Origin of the sequence: Pseudorhodoferax sp. (genome assembly GCF_047601025.1) — a bacterium.
Taxonomy (GTDB): Bacteria; Pseudomonadota; Gammaproteobacteria; order Burkholderiales; family Burkholderiaceae_C; genus Pseudorhodoferax.
Genome location: NZ_JASGJZ010000001.1, coordinates 4,586,287 through 4,603,821, shown reverse-complemented (window position 1 = coordinate 4,603,821; position 17,535 = coordinate 4,586,287). Strand labels below are relative to the sequence as shown.

Genomic DNA, 17,535 nt, shown 5'->3' with positions numbered 1-17,535 from the left:
CCATCCCGCCCCATGAATACCCATTACAGAATCCCCCTTCCCGGCACCGGCGTCGACTATGTCGACGCGCGCGCCGCCGTCAACGCCATCCAGCCCGGCGCCTGGGACGGCCTGCCCTACACCGCGCGCGTGCATGCCGAGAACCTGGTGCGCAAGGCCGACCCGGCGCAGTTGAACGACTTCCTGCGCCAGCTGATCGAGCGCAAGCGCGAGCTGGACTTCCCCTGGTTCCCGGTGCGCGTGGTGTGCCACGACATCCTGGGGCAGACGGCGCTGGTGGATCTGGCCGGTTTGCGTGATGCGATCGCCAAAGAAGGCGGCGACCCCGCGGCCGTCAACCCCGTGGTGCCGGTGCAGCTCATCGTGGACCACTCGCTGGCCGTAGAGTGCGGCGGGTTCGACCCCGATGCGTTCCGCAAGAACCGCGAGATCGAGGATCGCCGCAACGAGGACCGCTTCCACTTCATCGAGTGGACGAAGAAGGCCTTCGCCAACATGAGCGTGATCCCCGCGGGCAACGGGATCATGCACCAGATCAACCTGGAGAAGATGTCGCCCGTCGTTTACGTGCAGGACGGCGTGGCCTTTCCCGACACCTGCGTGGGCACCGACAGCCACACGCCGCACGTCGATGCGCTGGGCGTGATCGCCGTGGGCGTGGGCGGGCTGGAAGCCGAGAACGTGATGCTGGGCCGCGCCTCGTGGATGCGCCTGCCCGACATCGTGGGCGTGAAGCTCACCGGCAAGCGCCAGCCGGGCATCACCGCGACCGACATCGCCCTCGCGCTGACCGAGTTCCTGCGCAAGGAGAAGGTCGTGGGCGCCTACGTCGAATTCTTCGGCGAGGGCGCGGACAGCCTGTCGATCGGCGACCGCTCCACCATCTCCAACATGTGCCCCGAGTACGGCGCCACCGCCGCGCTGTTCTACGTGGACCAGCAGACCATCGACTACCTCAAGCTGACCGACCGCAGCCCCGAGCAGGTCGCGCTGGTGGAGAACTATGCCAAGACGGCGGGCTTCTGGAGCACGGCGCTGCAAACCGCGCAGTACGAGCGCGTGCTGGCGTTCGACCTGTCCAGCGTCGTGCGCAACATGGCCGGCCCGTCGAACCCGCACCGCCGCCTGCCCGTGTCCGCCCTGCAAGAACGCGGCATCGCCGACGCGGCCAAGCTGGCCGCTGGCAAGGAAGAAGAGGCCAAGGGCCTGATGCCCGATGGCGCCGTCATCATCGCCGCCATCACCAGCTGCACGAACACCAGCAACCCGCGCAACGTGATCGCCGCCGCGCTGCTGGCGCGCAATGCGAACCAGCTGGGCCTGACGCGCAAGCCCTGGGTCAAGTCCTCGCTGGCCCCCGGCTCCAAGGCCGTGGAGCTGTACCTGAAGGAAGCGAACCTGCTCGGCGATCTGGAAAAGCTCGGCTTCGGCATCGTCGCCTTCGCCTGCACCACCTGCAACGGCATGTCGGGCGCGCTCGACCCGAAGATCCAGCAGGAGATCATCGACCGCGACCTGTACGCCACCGCCGTGCTCTCGGGCAACCGCAACTTCGACGGCCGTATCCACCCGTATGCCAAGCAGGCCTTTCTCGCCTCGCCGCCGCTGGTGGTGGCCTATGCCATCGCGGGCACGGTGCGCTTCGACATCGAGCAGGACGTGCTGGCCGTGGTCGATGGCAAGGAAATCCGCCTGAAGGACATCTGGCCCAGCGACGAGGAAATCGACGCCATCGTTGCCCAGGCCGTCAAGCCGGAGCAGTTCCGCAAGGTCTATGAGCCGATGTTCGCCCTCCGTGTGGACGACGGCGAGAAAGCCGCGCCTCAGTACGATTGGCGACCGATGTCCACCTACATCCGCCGTCCGCCCTACTGGGACACGGAAGGCGTGGGCGCGCTGGCGGCCTTCCCGCGCACGAACAAAGGCATGCGTCCATTGGCGATCCTGCCCGACAACATCACCACCGACCACCTCTCGCCCTCGAACGCCATCCTGATGAACAGCGCAGCGGGTGAATACCTGCACAAGATGGGCCTGCCCGAGGAGGACTTCAACTCCTACGCCACGCACCGCGGCGACCACCTGACGGCGATGCGCGCCACCTTCGCCAACCCGCAGCTGGTCAACGAGATGGCCGTGGTCGATGGGCAGGTGAAGAAAGGCTCGCTGGCCCGCGTGGAACCCGAGGGCCAGGTGATGCGCATGTGGGAGGCCATCGAGACCTACCTGAACCGCCGCCAGCCGCTGATCATCATCGCCGGCGCCGACTACGGCCAGGGATCGAGCCGCGACTGGGCCGCCAAGGGCGTGCGCCTCGCGGGCGTGGAGACGGTGGTGGCCGAGGGCTTCGAGCGCATCCACCGCACCAACTTGATCGGCATGGGCGTGCTGCCGCTGGAGTTCAAGCCGGGCGTGAACCGCCTGACGCTGCAGCTCGACGGTACCGAGACCTACGACGTGGAAGGCGACCTGCAGCCGCGCGCCGATCTCACGCTGGTCATCCACCGCAAGAACGGCCAGACCGACCGCGTGACCGTGACCTGCCGCCTCGACACCGCCGAGGAAGTGTCCGTGTACGAGGCCGGCGGCGTGCTGCAACGCTTCGCGCAGGACTTTCTGGCATCGAATCGGGCTTGAACCCTGACGTATCAAGAGCAAGAAGCTATCAATTTTGATATGACACAGCATCTTCCCCAGATCAAGATCCCTGCCACCTACATGCGCGGCGGCACCAGCAAGGGCGTGTTCTTCCACGTGCAGGACCTGCCCGAAGCCGCCCGCCAGCCGGGCAAGGCGCGCGACGCCATCCTGCTGCGCGTGCTGGGCAGCCCCGACCCGTACGGCAAGCAGATCGACGGCCTGGGCAATGCGTCGTCCAGCACCAGCAAGGCCGTGATCCTCGCCAGGAGCACGCGCCCCGGCCACGACGTGGACTACCTGTTCGGCCAGGTGTCGATCGACCAGCCCTTCGTGGACTGGAGCGGCAACTGCGGCAACCTCTCTGCCGCCGTCGGCCCCTGCGCCATCCACATGGGCCTGATCGACCCCGCGCAGATTCCGCAGAACGGCACCTGCACGGTGCGCATCTGGCAGGCCAACATCGGCAAGACCATCGTCGCGCACGTGCCGGTCGCGAACGGCCAGGTGCAGGAGACCGGCGACTTCGAGCTGGACGGCGTGACCTTCCCCGCCGCCGAGGTGCCGCTGGAATTCCTCGACCCCGCCGACGAGGGCGAGGACGGCGGCGCCATGTTCCCCACCGGCAACGTGGTGGACCAGCTGGAGGTGCCGGGTGTCGGCAGCTTCCCGGCCACGCTGATCAACGCGGGCATCCCGACCATCTTCCTGAACGCCCGGGACATCGGCTACGCCGGCACCGAGCTGCAGGGCGACATCAACGAGGACAAGGCCGCGCTGGCGCGCTTCGAGACCATCCGCGCGCACGGCGCGCTGAAGATGGGCCTGATCCGGGACGTGGCCGAGGCGGCCCGGCGCCAGCACACGCCCAAGGTCGCCTTCGTCGCGCCGCCCGCGGACTACACCGCGTCGAGCGGCAAGCGCATCGCCGCGGCCGACGTAGACCTGCTGGTGCGCGCCCTCTCGATGGGCAAGCTGCACCACGCGATGATGGGCACGGCGGCGGTGGCCATCGGCACCGCGGCGGCCGTGCCCGGTACGCTGGTCAACCTGGCGGCCGGCGGCGGCACGCGCGCGGCGGTGCGCTTCGGCCACCCTTCGGGCACCCTGCGCGTGGGCGCCGAGGCCCGGCTGCAGGACGGCCAGTGGGCCGTGACCAAGGCATTGATGAGCCGCAGCGCGCGCATCCTCATGGAAGGCTGGGTGCGCGTGCCGGGCGATTGTTTCTGACTGACGAGCAAACGACATATGTCCACACGCAAGCAACTCAAGCAACTGGTCGAGGCGCGCCGCGGCGTCCTCGTGCCCGGCGCGTTCAACGCGCTGTCCGCCAAGGTCATCGAGGACCTGGGCTTCGAAGCCATCTACGTCACCGGCGCTGGCGTGACCAATATGTGGTTCGGCATGCCCGACCAGGGCTTCATGGGCCTGGCCGAGATCGCCGACCACACGGCGCGCATCCGCGACGCGGTCGGCGTGCCGCTGCTGGTCGATGCCGACACCGGCTTCGGCAATGCGCTGAACGTCTACCACACGGTGCGCACGCTGGAACGCGCCGGCGCCGACTGCATCCAGCTCGAGGACCAGGTGGCGCCCAAGCGCTGCGGGCATTTCTCGGGCAAGGAAGTCATCTCCACCGAGGAGGCCGTCAGCAAGATCAAGGCCGCCGTCGATGCGCGGCGCGACAGCGACTTCCTCGTCATGGCCCGCACCGACGCCGCCGCCACGCACGGCTTCGAGGCCGCCGTGGAACGCGCGCAGCAGTTCGCCGAGGCCGGCGCCGACATCCTGTTCGTCGAGGCCGTGACCAAGGCCGAGGAAGTGCGCGCCCTGCCCCGGCGCCTGCCCAAGCCGCAGCTGATGAACATGGTGATCGGCGGCAAGACGCCGATCTTCAATGCCGACCAGCTGGCCGAGCTGGGCTACGGCATCGTGCTGTACGCCAACGCCGCGCTGCAGGGCGCGGTAGCCGGCATGCAGAAGGCGCTGACGGTGCTGCGCGACCAGAAGGAAGTGCAGGAGTCCAGCGGCCTGGTGGCGCCCTTCGCCGAACGCCAGCGCCTGGTCGGCAAGCCCGGCTGGGACGCGCTGGAGAAGCGCTACACCTGAGAAGCGGTGAACCGGTGAACGACTGCACCCGCCGTGGGTGCAGCCGGTCCATGCACGGCATCCGACCCCGCCCGCGTCGCCCAACGAGACACCCCCGCCATGAAGACCGCCATCAAAAGCATGCTCGTCGCCAACCGCGGCGAGATCGCCATCCGCGCCATGCGCGCCGCCGCCGAACTGGGCATCCGCACCGTGGCGATCTACGCCGCCGAGGACCGGCTCGCGCTGCACCGCTTCAAGGCCGACGAGAGCTACCTGGTCGGCGAGGGGCGCCGGCCCATCGAGGCCTACCTGGACATCGCCGGCATCCTGGACATCGCCCGGCGCGCCGGCGTGGACGCCATCCACCCCGGCTACGGCTTCCTGTCCGAGAACCCCGGCTTCGCCCAGGCCTGCGCCGACGCGGGCATCGCCTTCATCGGCCCCAAACCCGAGGTGATGCGCGAACTGGGCAACAAGGTCGCCGCCCGCGCGCTGGCCGAGCGCCTGCAGGTGCCCGTGGTGCCCGCCACCGGCGCGCTGCCCGAGGACGACGCCGCATGCCTGCGCCTGGCGCGCGAGGTGGGCTACCCGCTGATGCTCAAGGCGAGCTGGGGCGGAGGCGGACGCGGCATGCGCGCCATCCATGAAGAAGCGGAGCTGCTGCCTTCCATCGCCGCCGCGCGCCGCGAGGCCATCGCCGCCTTCGGCAATGGCGAGGTCTACCTGGAAAAGCTGGTGCAGCGCGCGCGCCACGTCGAGGTGCAGGTGCTGGGCGACCGGCACGGCAACCTCGTGCACCTGTTCGAGCGCGACTGCTCGGTGCAGCGGCGCAACCAGAAGGTGGTGGAACGCGCCCCCGCGCCCTACCTGGACGCGGCAGGCCGCGAGGCGCTGTGCCAGGCCGCGCTGCGCCTGGCGCGCGGCGTGAACTACACGCACGCGGGCACGGTCGAATTCTTGATGGATGCCGACACCGGCGCCTTCTACTTCATCGAGGTGAACCCGCGCATCCAGGTCGAGCACACCGTGACCGAGGAAGTCACGGGCATGGACATCGTCAAGGCCCAGATCCGCGTGACCGAGGGCGCGCGCATCGGCGAGGACGACTACCTGCCGGCGCAGGAGAACATCCGCCTCTTGGGCCACGCGCTGCAATGCCGCGTGACCACCGAAGACCCCGAGAAGGGCTTCGCGCCCGACTACGGCCGCCTCACGGCCTACCGCAGCGCGGCGGGCGCGGGCATCCGCCTGGATGCCGGCACGGCCTACAGCGGCGCGGTCATCACGCCCTACTACGACTCGCTGCTCGTGAAGGTGACCGCACGCGGCCACGACCCCGAGGAAGCCATCCGCCGCATGGACCGCGCGCTGCGCGAGTTCCGCATCCGCGGCGTGGCAACCAACCTGGCGTTCCTGGAGAACGTCATCGCCCACCCGCTGTTCAAGAGCGGCGAATGCACCACGCGCTTCCTCGACACCACGCCCGAGCTGTTCAAGATCACGCGGCGCAAGGACCGCGCCAGCCGCCTGCTGAAGTTCGTCGGCGAGGTGGCCGTCAACGGCAACCCCGAGATGAAGGGCCGCACCGCGCCCGCGCAATTCCCGGCGCGTCCGGTGCTCCCGAAACTGGAGCGCGGCACGCCCATTCCACGAGGCACACGCGATGAATTGCGCGAACGCGGCGCCCAGGGCTTCGCGCAATGGATGCTGGAACAAAAGCGCACGCTGCTGACGGACACGACGATGCGCGACGCGCACCAGTCGCTGTTCGCCACGCGCATGCGCACCGCCGACATGGCCGCCGTCGCGCCGCACTACGCGCGCCTGCTGCCCGAGCTGTTCTCGCTCGAATGCTGGGGCGGCGCCACCTTCGACGTGGCGCTGCGCTTCCTCAAGGAAGACCCGTGGGACCGTTTGCGCCGCCTGCGCGCCGCCGCGCCCAACATCCTGTTCCAGATGCTGCTGCGCGGCTCCAACGCTGTCGGCTACACCAACTACGCCGACAACGTGGTGCGCTACTTCGTGCAACAGGCCGCGCACGAGGGCATCGACCTGTTCCGCGTGTTCGACTCGCTCAACTGGGTGGAGAACATGCGCGTGGCGATGGACGCCGTCATCGAGACCGGCGCGCTCTGCGAAGGCACCATCTGCTACACGGCCGACCTGTTCGACGCCAGCCGCCCCAAGTACCAGCTCAAGTACTACGTGGACATGGCCAGGCAGCTTGAAAAAGCCGGCGCGCACATCATCGGCATCAAGGACATGGCGGGTGTGTGCCGCGCCCCCGCCGCGCGGGCGCTGGTCAAGGCGCTGCGCGAGGAGGTCGGCCTGCCCATCCACTTCCACACGCACGACACCAGCGGCGGCTCGGTCGCCAGCGTGCTCGCCGCCGCCGAGGCGGGCGCGCACGCCGTCGATGGCGCGATGGACGCGATGAGCGGCCTCACCTCGCAGCCCAGCCTGGGCACCATCATCGCGGGCCTGGCCCACACCGGGCGCGACACGGGCCTGACGCCCGCGCGCATCGAGCCGTTCTCGCGCTACTGGGAAGGCGTGCGGCGGTACTACGCGCCGTTCGAGGCCGACATGAGGAGCGGCACATCCGACGTGTACCGCCACGAAATGCCCGGCGGCCAGTACACCAACCTGCGCGAGCAGGCCCGCGCCATGGGCCTGGAAAGCCGCTGGGACGAGATCGCGCGCAGCTATGCCGAGGTCAACCAGCTGTTCGGCGACATCGTGAAGGTCACGCCCTCGTCCAAGGTCGTGGGCGACATGGCGATCTTCCTCGTCGCGGGCAACCTCGCGGTGGCCGACGTGATGGACGCCGAGCGCGACATCTCCTTCCCCGATTCCGTCGTCTCCTTCATGCGCGGCGACCTGGGCTACCCGGCGGACGGCTTCCCCGCCGACGTGCAGCGGCGCATCCTCAAAGGAGCGACGCCCGTCGAAGGCCGCGCGGGCGCGCACATCCCCGCCGTCGATCTGGAAGCAGAACGCGCCAAGGCCGCCAAGGCCATCGACTACCGCGTGAGCGACACCGACCTGGCGAGCTGGCTGATGTATCCCAAGGTCTTCACCGAGTACTTCGCCCACCGCCGCAAGTACGGCGACGTATCCACGCTGCCCACGCCGGTGTTCTTCTACGGCCTGCCCGAGGAAGGCGAGATGGCTGTGGACATCGACCAGGGCAAGACCCTGGTGGTGCGCCTGCTCGGACAGGCCGAGGACAAGGACAGCGGCGAGGCGCGCCTATTCTTCGAACTCAACGGCCAGCCCCGTCCGGTGCGCGTGCCGCGCGCCGGCCAGACCGCCGCGCGCAAGCTGCGCCCGCAGGTGCAGGAGGGCAACCTGCTGCAGGTGGGCGCGCCCATGCCGGGAGCGGTGGCCGTGGTGTCGGTCAAGCCGGGCCAGAAAGTCACGCGCGGCAGCCCGCTGCTGTCCATCGAGGCCATGAAGATGGAGAACGCCATCAGCGCCGAACGTGACGGCGTGGTGGCCCGCGTCCTCGTGGCCGTGGGCGACCGGGTGGAAGCCAAGGACCTGCTGCTGGAATTCGAGGAGGAACCGTCCGCATGAACACCGCCGGACCGCCCCCAGGAGTTCGCACCGCCGGCGCCCACGCGGGCGACGCGGCTGCGCACCCGCCCGCCGCCGCCCGGAGCCTGCGGCCGAGCGCGCTCTACGAAGCGATCGCCGACCGGGTCCGCGAGCGGATCCTGTGCCACGAGCTGAAGCCGGGCGACGCCATCGACGAACTCGATTTCGTCAACAGCTACGGCGTCAGCCGCACGCCCGTGCGCAAGGCGCTCAAGGTCCTGAGCCACGAGGGCCTGCTCACTTCGGTGAACAGGCGTGGAACGGTCGTGACGGTGCTGGAGCCGCACGAGCGCGAGGAGGCGTGGGCGCTGTACCGGCTGCTCCGGTCCTACGCGGCGCAGCAGGCCGAGCAGGTGCAGCCCGAACAGCCGGCGCGCCCTCGCCTGCTGCAGCGGCTGCTCCAACTGGTCGAGCGGCAGCTGAGGCTCGCCTACGGCCCCGCGTTCGACGACGAGATGCGGCGCGTGGACGCCGCCGCCGCCGCGCCGCGCGCCGGCGGGAAGGACAAGGCCTGCCACCAGGCGTCCGCCGCGCCGTCGGTGCCGTAGCACCCGCGGCCGGGCCGCGGCGCGTCGTTCAGGCCAGGCCGGCCTTGTCCAGGCCGAAGGCCGCGTCCAGCGAGCCCGGCGCCGCGGCGAAGCCGATGGACATGCGGTTCCAGCCGTTGATGGCGACGACGGCGAAGCTCAGCGCGGCCAGCTCGGCCTCGCTGAACTGTTCGCGCGCGGCGGCGTAGTCGGCGTCCGCCACGCCGTGCGGCGGCAGGCGGGTCAGGAGCTCGGTCCAGGCCAGCGCGGCGCGTTCGCGCGCCGAGAACAGCGGTGATTCCCACCAGACGGCCACGTGGTGCAGGCGCAGCGGACGTTCGCCGTGCAGGGTCGCCTCCTTGACGTGCATGTCCACGCAGAAGACGCAGCCGTTCAGTTGCGAGGCGCGCAGCGTGACGAGGTTCAGCAGGCTGGTTTCCAGCCCGCTTTGCCGGGTGGCGAGGCTGAACTCCGAATACTTCCTGAACAGCTCGGGCGCGAGCTGGGCATGGTTGGGGCGGATGCGGTGCTGCGGCATGAAGAACTCCTTGGGTGAATGTCATTCTCCAAGACGCGGCAGCGGGCCGCCTCGTGACAGCGCCTGCGCCGCCGCCCAGGCCGCGGCCAGGCGCTGCAGGTTGCGCTGGATGCGGATGCGCACCCGTCGGTCTCCAGCGCCTGGGCGGACTCCAGCGTGGCCACGGTGACCAGCCAGGCCTCGGCGTTGTCCGGGCGGGCCGAATCCGCCTTCGCTTGCGCCGCGTGCCAGCGCAGCCAGACGTCCTGCACCAGCTCCTCGGCGTCCGCCACCGAGCACAGCATGCGGTAGGCGATGCCCTGCGGCCGGGGGCGCAGTCGGTCGAAGGTGCGCGTGGCGTCTTCCATCATGGTGTATGAGCGATGGTCGGGCACTTCCGCGGACACGCGCCAGCCGGGCAGGGAGAGTCCCGGTTGGCAGGCAGGGAAGTGCTGGTAGCCTACGGCGGCTCCGCGCACCGGGCCGCCGAGCCCGCGCAGAGCCATCGACAGACCGAAAACCAGACATCGACCGAGGAGATTCCGCATGTCCCGACACCTCCGGCTCCAGCGCCGTTCCATCCTGGCCGGCGCCGCACTGCTCGGCGCCGCGCTGCCGCTGGCCCATGCCGCCGACGCACCGTGGCCCAGCCACCCCATCCGGCTGGTCGTGCCGTTCTCCGCCGGCGGCGCCAACGACCTCATGGCCCGCTCCGCCGCCGAAGGCGCGTCCAAGATCCTCGGCCAGCCGATCGTGGTGGACAACCGCGCCGGCGCGGGCGGCACCGTGGGCGCCGACCTCGTCGCCAAGGCCAAGCCCGACGGCTACACCTTCCTGGTCAGCGCGGCGGGGGTCATCTCCAACGGCATGATCAAGAAGAAGATGCCGTTCAAGGACGAGGACTTGGTGCCGGTGGTGATGATCGGCCTGGCCCCTTCGGTGATCGTCGTGCCCAAGAACGCGCCCTACCAGAACCTGCGCGACTTCGTCGAGGCGTCCAAGAAGGGCCCGGGCTTCAACTTCGCCACCGCCGGCACCGGCAGCACGCCGCACTTCGTGGCCGAGATGCTCAACGTGAAGTACGGCGCGCAGCTGCAGGCCGTGCCCTACAAGAGCGGTTCGGAAAGCACCACCGCCGTGCTCGGCGGGCAGGTCGAGGGCACGTCCGAGGCCAGCGTCATCGCCCTGCCCCACATCTTCAACGACGGCAAGTTCAAGGCCCTGGCGACCACCTGGACGCAGCGCATCTCGGCCTATCCGCAGCTGTCGACCGCCACGGAACAGGGTTTCCCAGAGGTGCAGATCGCCCACTGGGCCGGCATCCATGCGCCGAAGGGCACGCCCGCCGCCATCCTCGACAAGCTGGCCGCCGCCGTGGACCAGGCCATGCGCGAGCCGGCCACGATGGAAAAGCTCAAGAAGGTGGGCATCGAGCCCATCGGCGGGACGCGCGCCGACTTCGTGAAGTTCACCGACGCGGAGCGCAAGCGCCTGGGCGAGATCGTCAAGGCCGCCCACATGCAAGAGAAGTAGGCGCACACCGGCGCCTGCGCGCTTTCATTTCATCCACCACATCTCGCCGGCTCCGGCCGGCCATGGAGACCTGCATGCCCCCGACTTCCCGCCCTGCCGGCGCCCGCCGCACCGTGCTGCGCCGCGCGGCCGCCGTTTCGCTCGCCTGTGCCGCCGGCGCCCTGCTGCCGGCCGCCTCCGCCTTCGCGCAGAACACCGGCGCCTGGCCCAGCCGCCCGGTCAAGCTGATCGTGCCCTACGCCGCCGGCGGCTTCGCCGACACGCGCGCGCGCAAGATCGCCGAGCAGCTGGGCCAGCGCCTCGGCCAGCCCGTCGTCATCGACAACCGCGCCGGCGCCGGCGGCGTCACCGGCACCGACGCCATCGCCAAGGCCACGGACGGCCACACCTTCGGCTTCGGCTCGCCCGCGCCGCTGGTGACCAATCCGATGCTGATGAAGAAGATGCCCTACGACGCGGAACGCGACCTGCTGCCCATCGTGCTGATCGAGGAGGCCCCGCTGGTCCTGAGCACCGCGCTGAACCAGCCCTTCAAGTCCGTGCGCGAGCTGGTGGCGGCCGGCCAGGCCAAGCCCGACACGCTGACCTACGGCTCCTCCGGCGTCGGCGGCGCGCACCACCTCTCGGGCGAACTGCTGGCGTTCCAGACCGGCACGCGTTTCGTCCACGTGCCCTACAAGGGCGGCGCGCCGGCCGCGACCGACCTGATGGGCGGCCACCTGGCCTTCATGTTCGAGATGGGCTACGCCGCCCTGCCCGCCATCCAGAGCGGCAAGGTGCGCCCGCTGGCCGTCTCGGGCAAGCAGCGGCTCAAGGTGCTGCCGCAGGTGCCCACGCTGGACGAGGCCGGCGTCAAGGGGTTCGAGTCCTACAACTGGCTCGGCATGATCGCGCCGGCGGGCACGCCGCCGGCGGTGATCACCCGGCTCAACGCCGCCGTCAACGAAGCCCTGGCCGACCCCGGCGTGCGGTCCATGATCGAGGACTCCGGCGGCGTCGTCGTGGGCGGCTCGCCGCAGGACTACGCCAAGTTCCTGGCGGCCGAGCGCGCCAAGTGGGGACCGCTGATCCGCAGCGCCAACATCACCCTGGACTGATTGCCACGAGGAGTTCTCCATGCGCCAAGTCCCTTCTTCCCTGCCGCGCCCGGCCCTCTCGCTCCACGCCCCAGCGCGCCCTGCACTGCCGCGCCGTGTCCTGCTGCTGGCGGCCGCGGCCGTCGTCGCCGGCTGCGCGGTACCGACCAAGCCGCCGCCGCCCAGCGCGGCGCTGGCCCAGCCGGTCCGGCTGATGACCTCGGGCGGCTTCACCGAGGCGCACCAGCGCCTGTTCCCCGTCTTCGAGCAGCAGACCGGCGGCAAGGTGGAGTCGGCCTACGGCTCGTCCATGGGCGCGTCCACGACGTCGATCCCGAACCGGCTGGCGCGCGGCGAGCCTGCCGACGTGGTGGTGCTGGCGCGCTCCGCGCTGGACCAGTTGGTGCAGCAGGGCCACGTCGTGCCCGGCAGCCAGGTCGACCTGGTGCGCTCGTCCATCGGCCTGGCGGTGCGCGCGGGCGCGCCGGTGCCCGACATCGGCACCGAGGAGAAGTTCAGGCAGCTGCTGCTGTCGGCTCCCTCGATCGCCTATTCGGCCAGTGCCAGCGGCACCTACTACGAGACCGCCATGCTCAAGAAGATGGGCATCGAGGCCCAGGTGCTGCCCAAGAGCCGCAAGATCGTGGGTGACCGCGTGGGCACCATCGTGGCGCGCGGCGACGCGGCCGTCGGCATGCAGCAGGTGAGCGAGCTGCTGCCCATTCCCGGCATCACCTACGTGGGCCGGCTGCCCGAGTCGGTGCAGCACTACACCGTGTTCTCCGCTGGCATCACCACCAAGGCGCAGAACCCCGAAGGCGCCCGCGCGCTGATCCGCTTCTACCAGTCGCCGGCCGCCAGGACGGTGATCGAGAAGACCGGGCTGGAGGTCGTTCCGCCCCGGCCGTGATGGCCGGCGCGCCCGGCGGCCGGCGCTAGAAGCTCCAGCGTGCGCCGAGCCGCACGCTGCGCGGCTCCATCGGATGCACGTGCCGGCCGTCGATGCCGCCGCCGCACACGCCGGCCGCCACCTCGCCGGCGGTGCACGAGGCGTAGAAGTACTCGATGTCGTTGCCCCTGCGATCGGCCAGGTTGAACACCTCCAGGCCCAGCGTCAGGTGGCGGCTGGCCGCGTAGCGCGCGCCGACGTTCAGCAGCGTCACCGGCCGGGCGCGCACGGTGTTGGTGGTGTCCAGCGCGCGCGAGCCCATGTGGCGCAGCCGCGCGGTCGCCGTCCACGGCCCGCGCTGCCACACGATGCCGGCGGCCACGACGCGCCCGGCCGCGTTGTCCACGTAGCGGCCCTCGCCCGGCGGGGCGTCCCCGCGGAAGCGGGCGCGCGACCAGGCCGCGTCCAGCTCCATGCGCCAGTGCGCGCCGAGCGGGTAGCGCAGCGTGGCCTCGACGCCGCGCCGCCGGCTGGCGCGGCCGGCTTCGGTGGTGCCGGCGTCGCCTACGTAGACCAGCTCGGAATCCAGCAGCAGCTGCCACAGCGCCGCGGTGAACGCCACCCCGTCCGACGGCTGGAAGCGCCAGCCCAGCTCGGCGCCGCGGCCGCGCACCAGGGCCGGCACGCGTTCGGCCGGATCGCCGGTCTGCGGGTCGGCCGTGATCGTGGCGCCGCGCACGTCGTTGCTGTGGAAGCCCGTGCCGGCGTTCAGGTACAGCTCGTGGGCCGGGGCGACGGTCCAGGCCAGGCCGGCCTTGGGACTCAGCAGGAAATCGTCGCCGCGCCCGCCGTTGACGGGGCCGTAGGCCTCGTCGCGGCCCCGCACGTGGTAGCGCAGCCAGTCGGCGCGCAGCCCGGCATAGCCGCGCAGGCGGTCGCTGAACTGCAGCATCTGCTGCGCGTGGGCGGACAGCAGGTCCAGCGACACCCGGTCGCTGCGCACGGTGCCGATGCGCGCGCGGCCGGCCGTCGGATACAGCCCGACCTCGCCGATGCGGTCGCCGCGCCACTGGGCGCCGACGCTGAGCACGCCCTCCCGGCCGCCGATCCGCAGCGGCCGGCTGTGCGCCGCCTGCACCCCGAACACGCGGCGGCGGTCGACCTGCTCGAACTGGTCGCCCTGCACCGGGTCGGCGAGGAAGTAGGTGAAATCGGAAAACAGGTCGAAGCGGTAGTCGATCGCGTAGGCGCTCAGGCGGGTCTTGCCGTCGGGGCCTTCGTCGAACCAGCTGCCCGACAGCGACAGCCGCCGCGTCCGGCCGCCGTCGGTCGGGTTCAGGCTGCCGAAGCGCGGCAGGCCGCCGCCGTCGATCAGGCGTTCGGGAACCTGGTCGGTGGAGATCCAGCGGGCCTGGTAGGCCATCGCCGTCAGCTGCAGGCCGCGCGCCGGCGAGCCCTGGGAATGGCGCAGCACGGCATTGGCCTTGCGCAGGCGCTCGGGCACCTGCCAGGGGCCGTCCGCCGCGTGCAGCTCGACGGCGCCGAGCCAGGTCCGGTCCTCCACCGTGCGGGAGCCGCCGGCCAGCAGCCGGCGGTAGCCGTGCGCGCCCAGGCCCAGCTCGGCGAACGGCGCATCGAGCATGCCGACGTAGTCCATGCTGGCGCTGCCGGCCAGCGAGAAGTCGCCGTCGTCGGCGAAGTACGGCCCCTTGCGGTAGCGCACGCCGGACACCAGCTCGGGGATCAGGAAGTTCAGGTCGGCGTAGCCCTGGCCGTGGCCGTGCGTGGGCATGTTGACCGGCATGCCGTCCACGGTGACGGCGAAGTCGGTGCCATGGTCCAGGTTGAACCCGCGCAGGAAGTACTGGTTGGCCTTGCCGTCGCCCGAGTGCTGGGTGGCGACGACGCCGGGCACGGCCTCCACGATGTCGCCGGGGCGCAGCTTGGGCCGCGACTGGAACGACGCGCGCTCCGCCGCGCCCTCGCTGGCGCTGTCGGCCGTGCCGATGCCGGCATCGCGCGGGCCGCGCACCGCGATTTCCGGGAGATGGGCTGCGGGCCCGGCGGGAACACCCTGGCTCCAGGCGAGCGGCGACGCCACGGCGGCCGAGAGCAGGACGGTCCGGGCGCGGCAGGAAGATCGTGGCGGCATGACGGGTTCGTATGAAGAAAATGAAATTATTCATACGAACCGCCCGGACCGGCCGCGCCCGGCATACGGCGAATGGCGTATGCGGCCGCCGCCCCGGCGCAGGGGCACGGGCGATCCGGTAGTGGGACCCCCGTTCAGCTCAGCGGGCGCAGGTGCCGGTGCTGGTGGTCGCCGGCGGCATGCCGGTGCGCGTGTTCGTCCAGGGCCAGCGGCACGATGTGGATGTTGCCGTGCCGCACGCCGCGCAGCGCCACCAGCCGCTGGGCGAAGGCCTGCACCGCGGGCGTGGGGCCGCGCAGCACCACGGTTTCCAGGCAGTGGTCGTGGTCCAGGTGGGTGTGCAGGCTGGTGACGACCAGATCATGGTGCGCGTGCTGCAGGTCCAGCAGGCGGCCGGCCAGCGTCTGGTCGTGGTGGTCGTAGACGTAGGCCACGCTGCCCACGCACCAGGGCGCGGCCTGCACCCCGCGCGCGGCATGGCCCGGCTGCGCCGCCGAGGCGAGCGTCGCGTCGCCCAGCTGGGCCCGGATCAGGTCACGCACGGCTTCGGAACGGTTCTCGTAGCCCTGGGCCGCGATCAGCGCGTCGAACTGCCGGGCCAGCTCGTCGTCGAGGGAAATGGTGAAGCGCTGCAAGGGGGCGGAAGGCGGGACGCGGTGCGCGGCCATGATAGCCGCGCGGGCAGCGCGTTCAGCTGCCGGAGGGCGGCGGCTCCTGCGCCGTCTTGCTGCGCTCCAGCCAGCTGCGGTAGAGCACGTTGCCGCGCTGCATGGCCTCGCGCGCCAGCCGCTGCCGGCGCCGCACGATGGTGCGGTACACCAGCAGCACGAGCACGGGCAGCACCAAGCAGGCGATCAGCACATACATCGCGACGAGGTGGTGTTGGGCGAAATCGGGCATGAAGACGGGCAAACGGGCCGCGAACTATAGTTCCCTCGTTTCAGAAAGCACGCGGAAAAACCCCCGCAAGCCGATGGACGGTACGGCCTGGCCGCCGAACCGGGAAGCCATGGGTGGATTTCACCATTTACCGCGCGGCTGGCGCTGGCGCGCGGCCTGGGCGATCAGGTCGGCGACGTCGGCGCGGCGCACGGAATTGGCGAAGTCGATCGCCGTCATGCCCAGCTCGTTCTTCTGCAGCGGCTCGGCGCCTTCCTGCAGCAGCAGCCGCACGGCGTCGGCGCTGCCGTAGCGCGCCGCCATCATCAGCGGCGTGGTGCGGTTGGGCGACTCGGCGTCGATGAAGGCGTGCTCCTCGAGCAGCAGGCGGATCACGTCGAGGTGGCCGTTGGTCGCGGCGTAGTGCAGGGGCGTCCAGCCGGTCTTGTTCACCGCGGCGCCGTGCGCGATCAGCGTGCGGCACCAGTCCAGGTTGCCCTTCAGCGCGGCGATCATCAGCGGGCTTTCGCCTTCCTTGTTCAGCGATTCGACCTCGGTGCCCTTGAAGTCGACCAGCACCTGCGCGACCTTGGGCGAGGGGTTGCGCATGGCCAGGTACAGGCCGTGCTGGCCGTTCGGGTCGCGCGTGTTGGGATCGAAGCCGCGGCGCAGCAGGCTGGCCACGGCGGGCGCGTCGTCCTGCGCGACGGCGCCGAAGAAGTCCTCGTAGGAGCCGGCGTGGGCCAGCGCGGCGGCCCACAGGGCCAGGGCCGGCCACAGGCGGCGCGAGATGGCGAAGAAGGTCATGGTGTCGTCCCGGGCCGGAACAGCCGGTCGAAGTTGGCGCTGGTGGCGGCAGCCACCTGTTCCACCGGCAGCCCGCGCAGCGCCGCCACCTGGGCCGCGACATGCGGCACCCAGGCCGGCTGGTTGGTCTTGCCGCGGTGCGGGACGGGCGCGAGGTAGGGGCTGTCGGTCTCGATCAGCAGGCGGTCCAGCGGCACGAAGGCGGCCACGTCGCGCAGCGGCTGCGCGTTCTTGAAGGTCAGGATGCCGGAGAACGAGATGTAGAAGCCCAGGTCCAGCGCCGCGCGCGCGACGTCGGCGGTCTCGGTGAAGCAGTGGAACACGCCGCCGGCGGCGCCGGGCGAGCCGTCCTCGCCCTCCTCGCGCAGGATCGCCAGCGTGTCGTCCGAGGCGCTGCGCGTGTGGATCACGAGCGGCTTGCCGAGCCGGCGCGCGGCGCGCACGTGGGTGCGCAGGCGCTCGCGCTGCCATGCCATGTCGGCCACGCTGCGCCCGTTCAGGCGGTAGTAGTCCAGCCCGGTCTCGCCGATGGCCAGCACGCGCGGCAGCGCGCCGCGCGCGAGCAGGTCGTCCAGCGTCGGCTCGGCCACGTCTTCCTGGTCGGGATGCACGCCCACCGTGGCCCACAGCTGCGGATGGCGCAGCGCGAGGCCCAGCACGGTGTCGAATTCCTCCAGCGTGGTGCAGATGCACATGGCGCGGTCGACCTGCGCGGCCTGCATCGCGGCCAGCAGTTCGGGCAGGCGTTCCAGCAGTTGCGGATCGCTGAGGTGGCAGTGGGAGTCGGTGTACATGCAGGAAACGGCGCGGGTCCAGGCCGCTGGCCG

The 17,535-nt window shown here is 70.8% G+C and carries 14 protein-coding genes and 1 pseudogene; 8 read left to right on the top strand and 7 right to left on the bottom strand.

Going from position 1 to position 17,535, the window contains the following annotated elements:
* The first annotated feature begins 12 nt into the window (after positions 1–12).
* The 5 genes from acnD to QM782_RS21310 all read left to right on the top strand — a co-directional run bounded on the left by acnD (position 13) and on the right by QM782_RS21310 (position 8,876).
* On the top strand, positions 13–2,637 hold the full coding sequence (gene acnD / locus QM782_RS21330) for a Fe/S-dependent 2-methylisocitrate dehydratase AcnD (protein ID WP_415204882.1): 2,625 nt from the start codon (positions 13–15) through the stop codon (positions 2,635–2,637).
* 39 nt (positions 2,638–2,676) lie between these two features.
* Positions 2,677–3,867 (top strand): 2-methylaconitate cis-trans isomerase PrpF, encoded by a 1,191-nt coding sequence (gene prpF, locus QM782_RS21325; protein WP_415204881.1) that lies wholly within the window; start codon positions 2,677–2,679, stop codon positions 3,865–3,867.
* A gap of 18 nt (positions 3,868–3,885) precedes the next feature.
* Entirely contained in the window at positions 3,886–4,746 is an 861-nt protein-coding gene (locus tag QM782_RS21320) for an isocitrate lyase/PEP mutase family protein (protein WP_415204880.1), read from the top strand.
* A 99-nt stretch (positions 4,747–4,845) separates the two neighbouring features.
* Entirely contained in the window at positions 4,846–8,307 is a 3,462-nt protein-coding gene (locus tag QM782_RS21315; RefSeq protein ID WP_415204879.1) for a pyruvate carboxylase, read from the top strand.
* Positions 8,304–8,876 carry a GntR family transcriptional regulator gene (locus tag QM782_RS21310; protein WP_415204878.1) on the top strand — a complete coding sequence of 191 codons (573 nt, stop codon included), beginning with the start codon at positions 8,304–8,306 and terminating at the stop codon, positions 8,874–8,876. Before QM782_RS21315 ends, QM782_RS21310 begins: the two co-directional genes overlap by 4 nt.
* Before the next feature lie 28 nt (positions 8,877–8,904).
* Here the strand turns inward: QM782_RS21310 and QM782_RS21305 are convergent, their stop codons facing one another.
* Both QM782_RS21305 and QM782_RS21300 read right to left on the bottom strand, forming a co-directional pair.
* A complete protein-coding gene (locus tag QM782_RS21305) occupies positions 8,905–9,393 on the bottom strand; it encodes a carboxymuconolactone decarboxylase family protein (RefSeq protein ID WP_415204877.1) in 489 nt (162 codons plus the stop codon).
* A 161-nt stretch (positions 9,394–9,554) separates the two neighbouring features.
* Positions 9,555–9,740, bottom strand: a pseudogene (locus QM782_RS21300) (sigma factor); the annotation flags it as partial.
* Between the two features lie 178 nt (positions 9,741–9,918).
* On the opposite strand from QM782_RS21300, the gene QM782_RS21295 reads away from it, so the two are divergent.
* The 3 genes from QM782_RS21295 to QM782_RS21285 all read left to right on the top strand — a co-directional run bounded on the left by QM782_RS21295 (position 9,919) and on the right by QM782_RS21285 (position 12,891).
* Entirely contained in the window at positions 9,919–10,905 is a 987-nt protein-coding gene (locus QM782_RS21295) for a tripartite tricarboxylate transporter substrate binding protein (protein ID WP_415204876.1), read from the top strand.
* 74 nt (positions 10,906–10,979) lie between these two features.
* Positions 10,980–12,002 carry a Bug family tripartite tricarboxylate transporter substrate binding protein gene (locus QM782_RS21290; RefSeq protein ID WP_415204875.1) on the top strand — a complete coding sequence of 341 codons (1,023 nt, stop codon included), beginning with the start codon at positions 10,980–10,982 and terminating at the stop codon, positions 12,000–12,002.
* A gap of 19 nt (positions 12,003–12,021) precedes the next feature.
* Complete coding sequence (locus QM782_RS21285; protein WP_415204874.1) at positions 12,022–12,891, top strand: substrate-binding domain-containing protein; 870 nt, start codon at positions 12,022–12,024, stop codon at positions 12,889–12,891.
* Between the two features lie 25 nt (positions 12,892–12,916).
* On the opposite strand, the gene QM782_RS21280 is transcribed toward QM782_RS21285, so the two are convergent.
* The 5 genes from QM782_RS21280 to QM782_RS21260 all read right to left on the bottom strand — a co-directional run bounded on the left by QM782_RS21280 (position 12,917) and on the right by QM782_RS21260 (position 17,502).
* The gene (locus QM782_RS21280; RefSeq protein WP_415204873.1) at positions 12,917–15,022 is read right to left on the bottom strand and encodes a TonB-dependent receptor; all 2,106 of its coding nucleotides are present in this window, start codon (positions 15,020–15,022) and stop codon (positions 12,917–12,919) included.
* 134 nt (positions 15,023–15,156) lie between these two features.
* Entirely contained in the window at positions 15,157–15,657 is a 501-nt protein-coding gene (gene nikR / locus QM782_RS21275; protein WP_415204872.1) for a nickel-responsive transcriptional regulator NikR, read from the bottom strand.
* 55 nt (positions 15,658–15,712) lie between these two features.
* Positions 15,713–15,922, bottom strand: a complete 210-nt coding sequence (locus tag QM782_RS21270) for a hypothetical protein (RefSeq protein WP_415204871.1) — start codon at positions 15,920–15,922, stop codon at positions 15,713–15,715.
* A gap of 120 nt (positions 15,923–16,042) precedes the next feature.
* Positions 16,043–16,708 carry an ankyrin repeat domain-containing protein gene (locus QM782_RS21265; protein ID WP_415204870.1) on the bottom strand — a complete coding sequence of 222 codons (666 nt, stop codon included), beginning with the start codon at positions 16,706–16,708 and terminating at the stop codon, positions 16,043–16,045.
* Positions 16,705–17,502: a TatD family hydrolase gene (locus QM782_RS21260; protein WP_415204869.1), complete on the bottom strand. Its 798-nt coding sequence runs from the start codon at positions 17,500–17,502 to the stop codon at positions 16,705–16,707. Before QM782_RS21260 ends, QM782_RS21265 begins: the two co-directional genes overlap by 4 nt.
* Positions 17,503–17,535 lie beyond the last annotated feature (33 nt).

Coding starts and splice junctions, on each gene's coding strand:
- QM782_RS21285 (WP_415204874.1), top strand. CDS start 12,022: ATGCGCCAAGTCCCTTCTTCCCTGCCGCGCCCGGCCCTCTCGCTCCAC.
- QM782_RS21260 (WP_415204869.1), bottom strand. CDS start 17,502: ATGTACACCGACTCCCACTGCCACCTCAGCGATCCGCAACTGCTGGAA.
- prpF (WP_415204881.1), top strand. CDS start 2,677: ATGACACAGCATCTTCCCCAGATCAAGATCCCTGCCACCTACATGCGC.
- QM782_RS21315 (WP_415204879.1), top strand. CDS start 4,846: ATGAAGACCGCCATCAAAAGCATGCTCGTCGCCAACCGCGGCGAGATC.
- QM782_RS21295 (WP_415204876.1), top strand. CDS start 9,919: ATGTCCCGACACCTCCGGCTCCAGCGCCGTTCCATCCTGGCCGGCGCC.
- QM782_RS21305 (WP_415204877.1), bottom strand. CDS start 9,393: ATGCCGCAGCACCGCATCCGCCCCAACCATGCCCAGCTCGCGCCCGAG.
- QM782_RS21310 (WP_415204878.1), top strand. CDS start 8,304: ATGAACACCGCCGGACCGCCCCCAGGAGTTCGCACCGCCGGCGCCCAC.
- QM782_RS21265 (WP_415204870.1), bottom strand. CDS start 16,708: ATGACCTTCTTCGCCATCTCGCGCCGCCTGTGGCCGGCCCTGGCCCTG.
- QM782_RS21320 (WP_415204880.1), top strand. CDS start 3,886: ATGTCCACACGCAAGCAACTCAAGCAACTGGTCGAGGCGCGCCGCGGC.
- QM782_RS21270 (WP_415204871.1), bottom strand. CDS start 15,922: ATGCCCGATTTCGCCCAACACCACCTCGTCGCGATGTATGTGCTGATC.
- acnD (WP_415204882.1), top strand. CDS start 13: ATGAATACCCATTACAGAATCCCCCTTCCCGGCACCGGCGTCGACTAT.
- QM782_RS21280 (WP_415204873.1), bottom strand. CDS start 15,022: ATGCCGCCACGATCTTCCTGCCGCGCCCGGACCGTCCTGCTCTCGGCC.
- QM782_RS21290 (WP_415204875.1), top strand. CDS start 10,980: ATGCCCCCGACTTCCCGCCCTGCCGGCGCCCGCCGCACCGTGCTGCGC.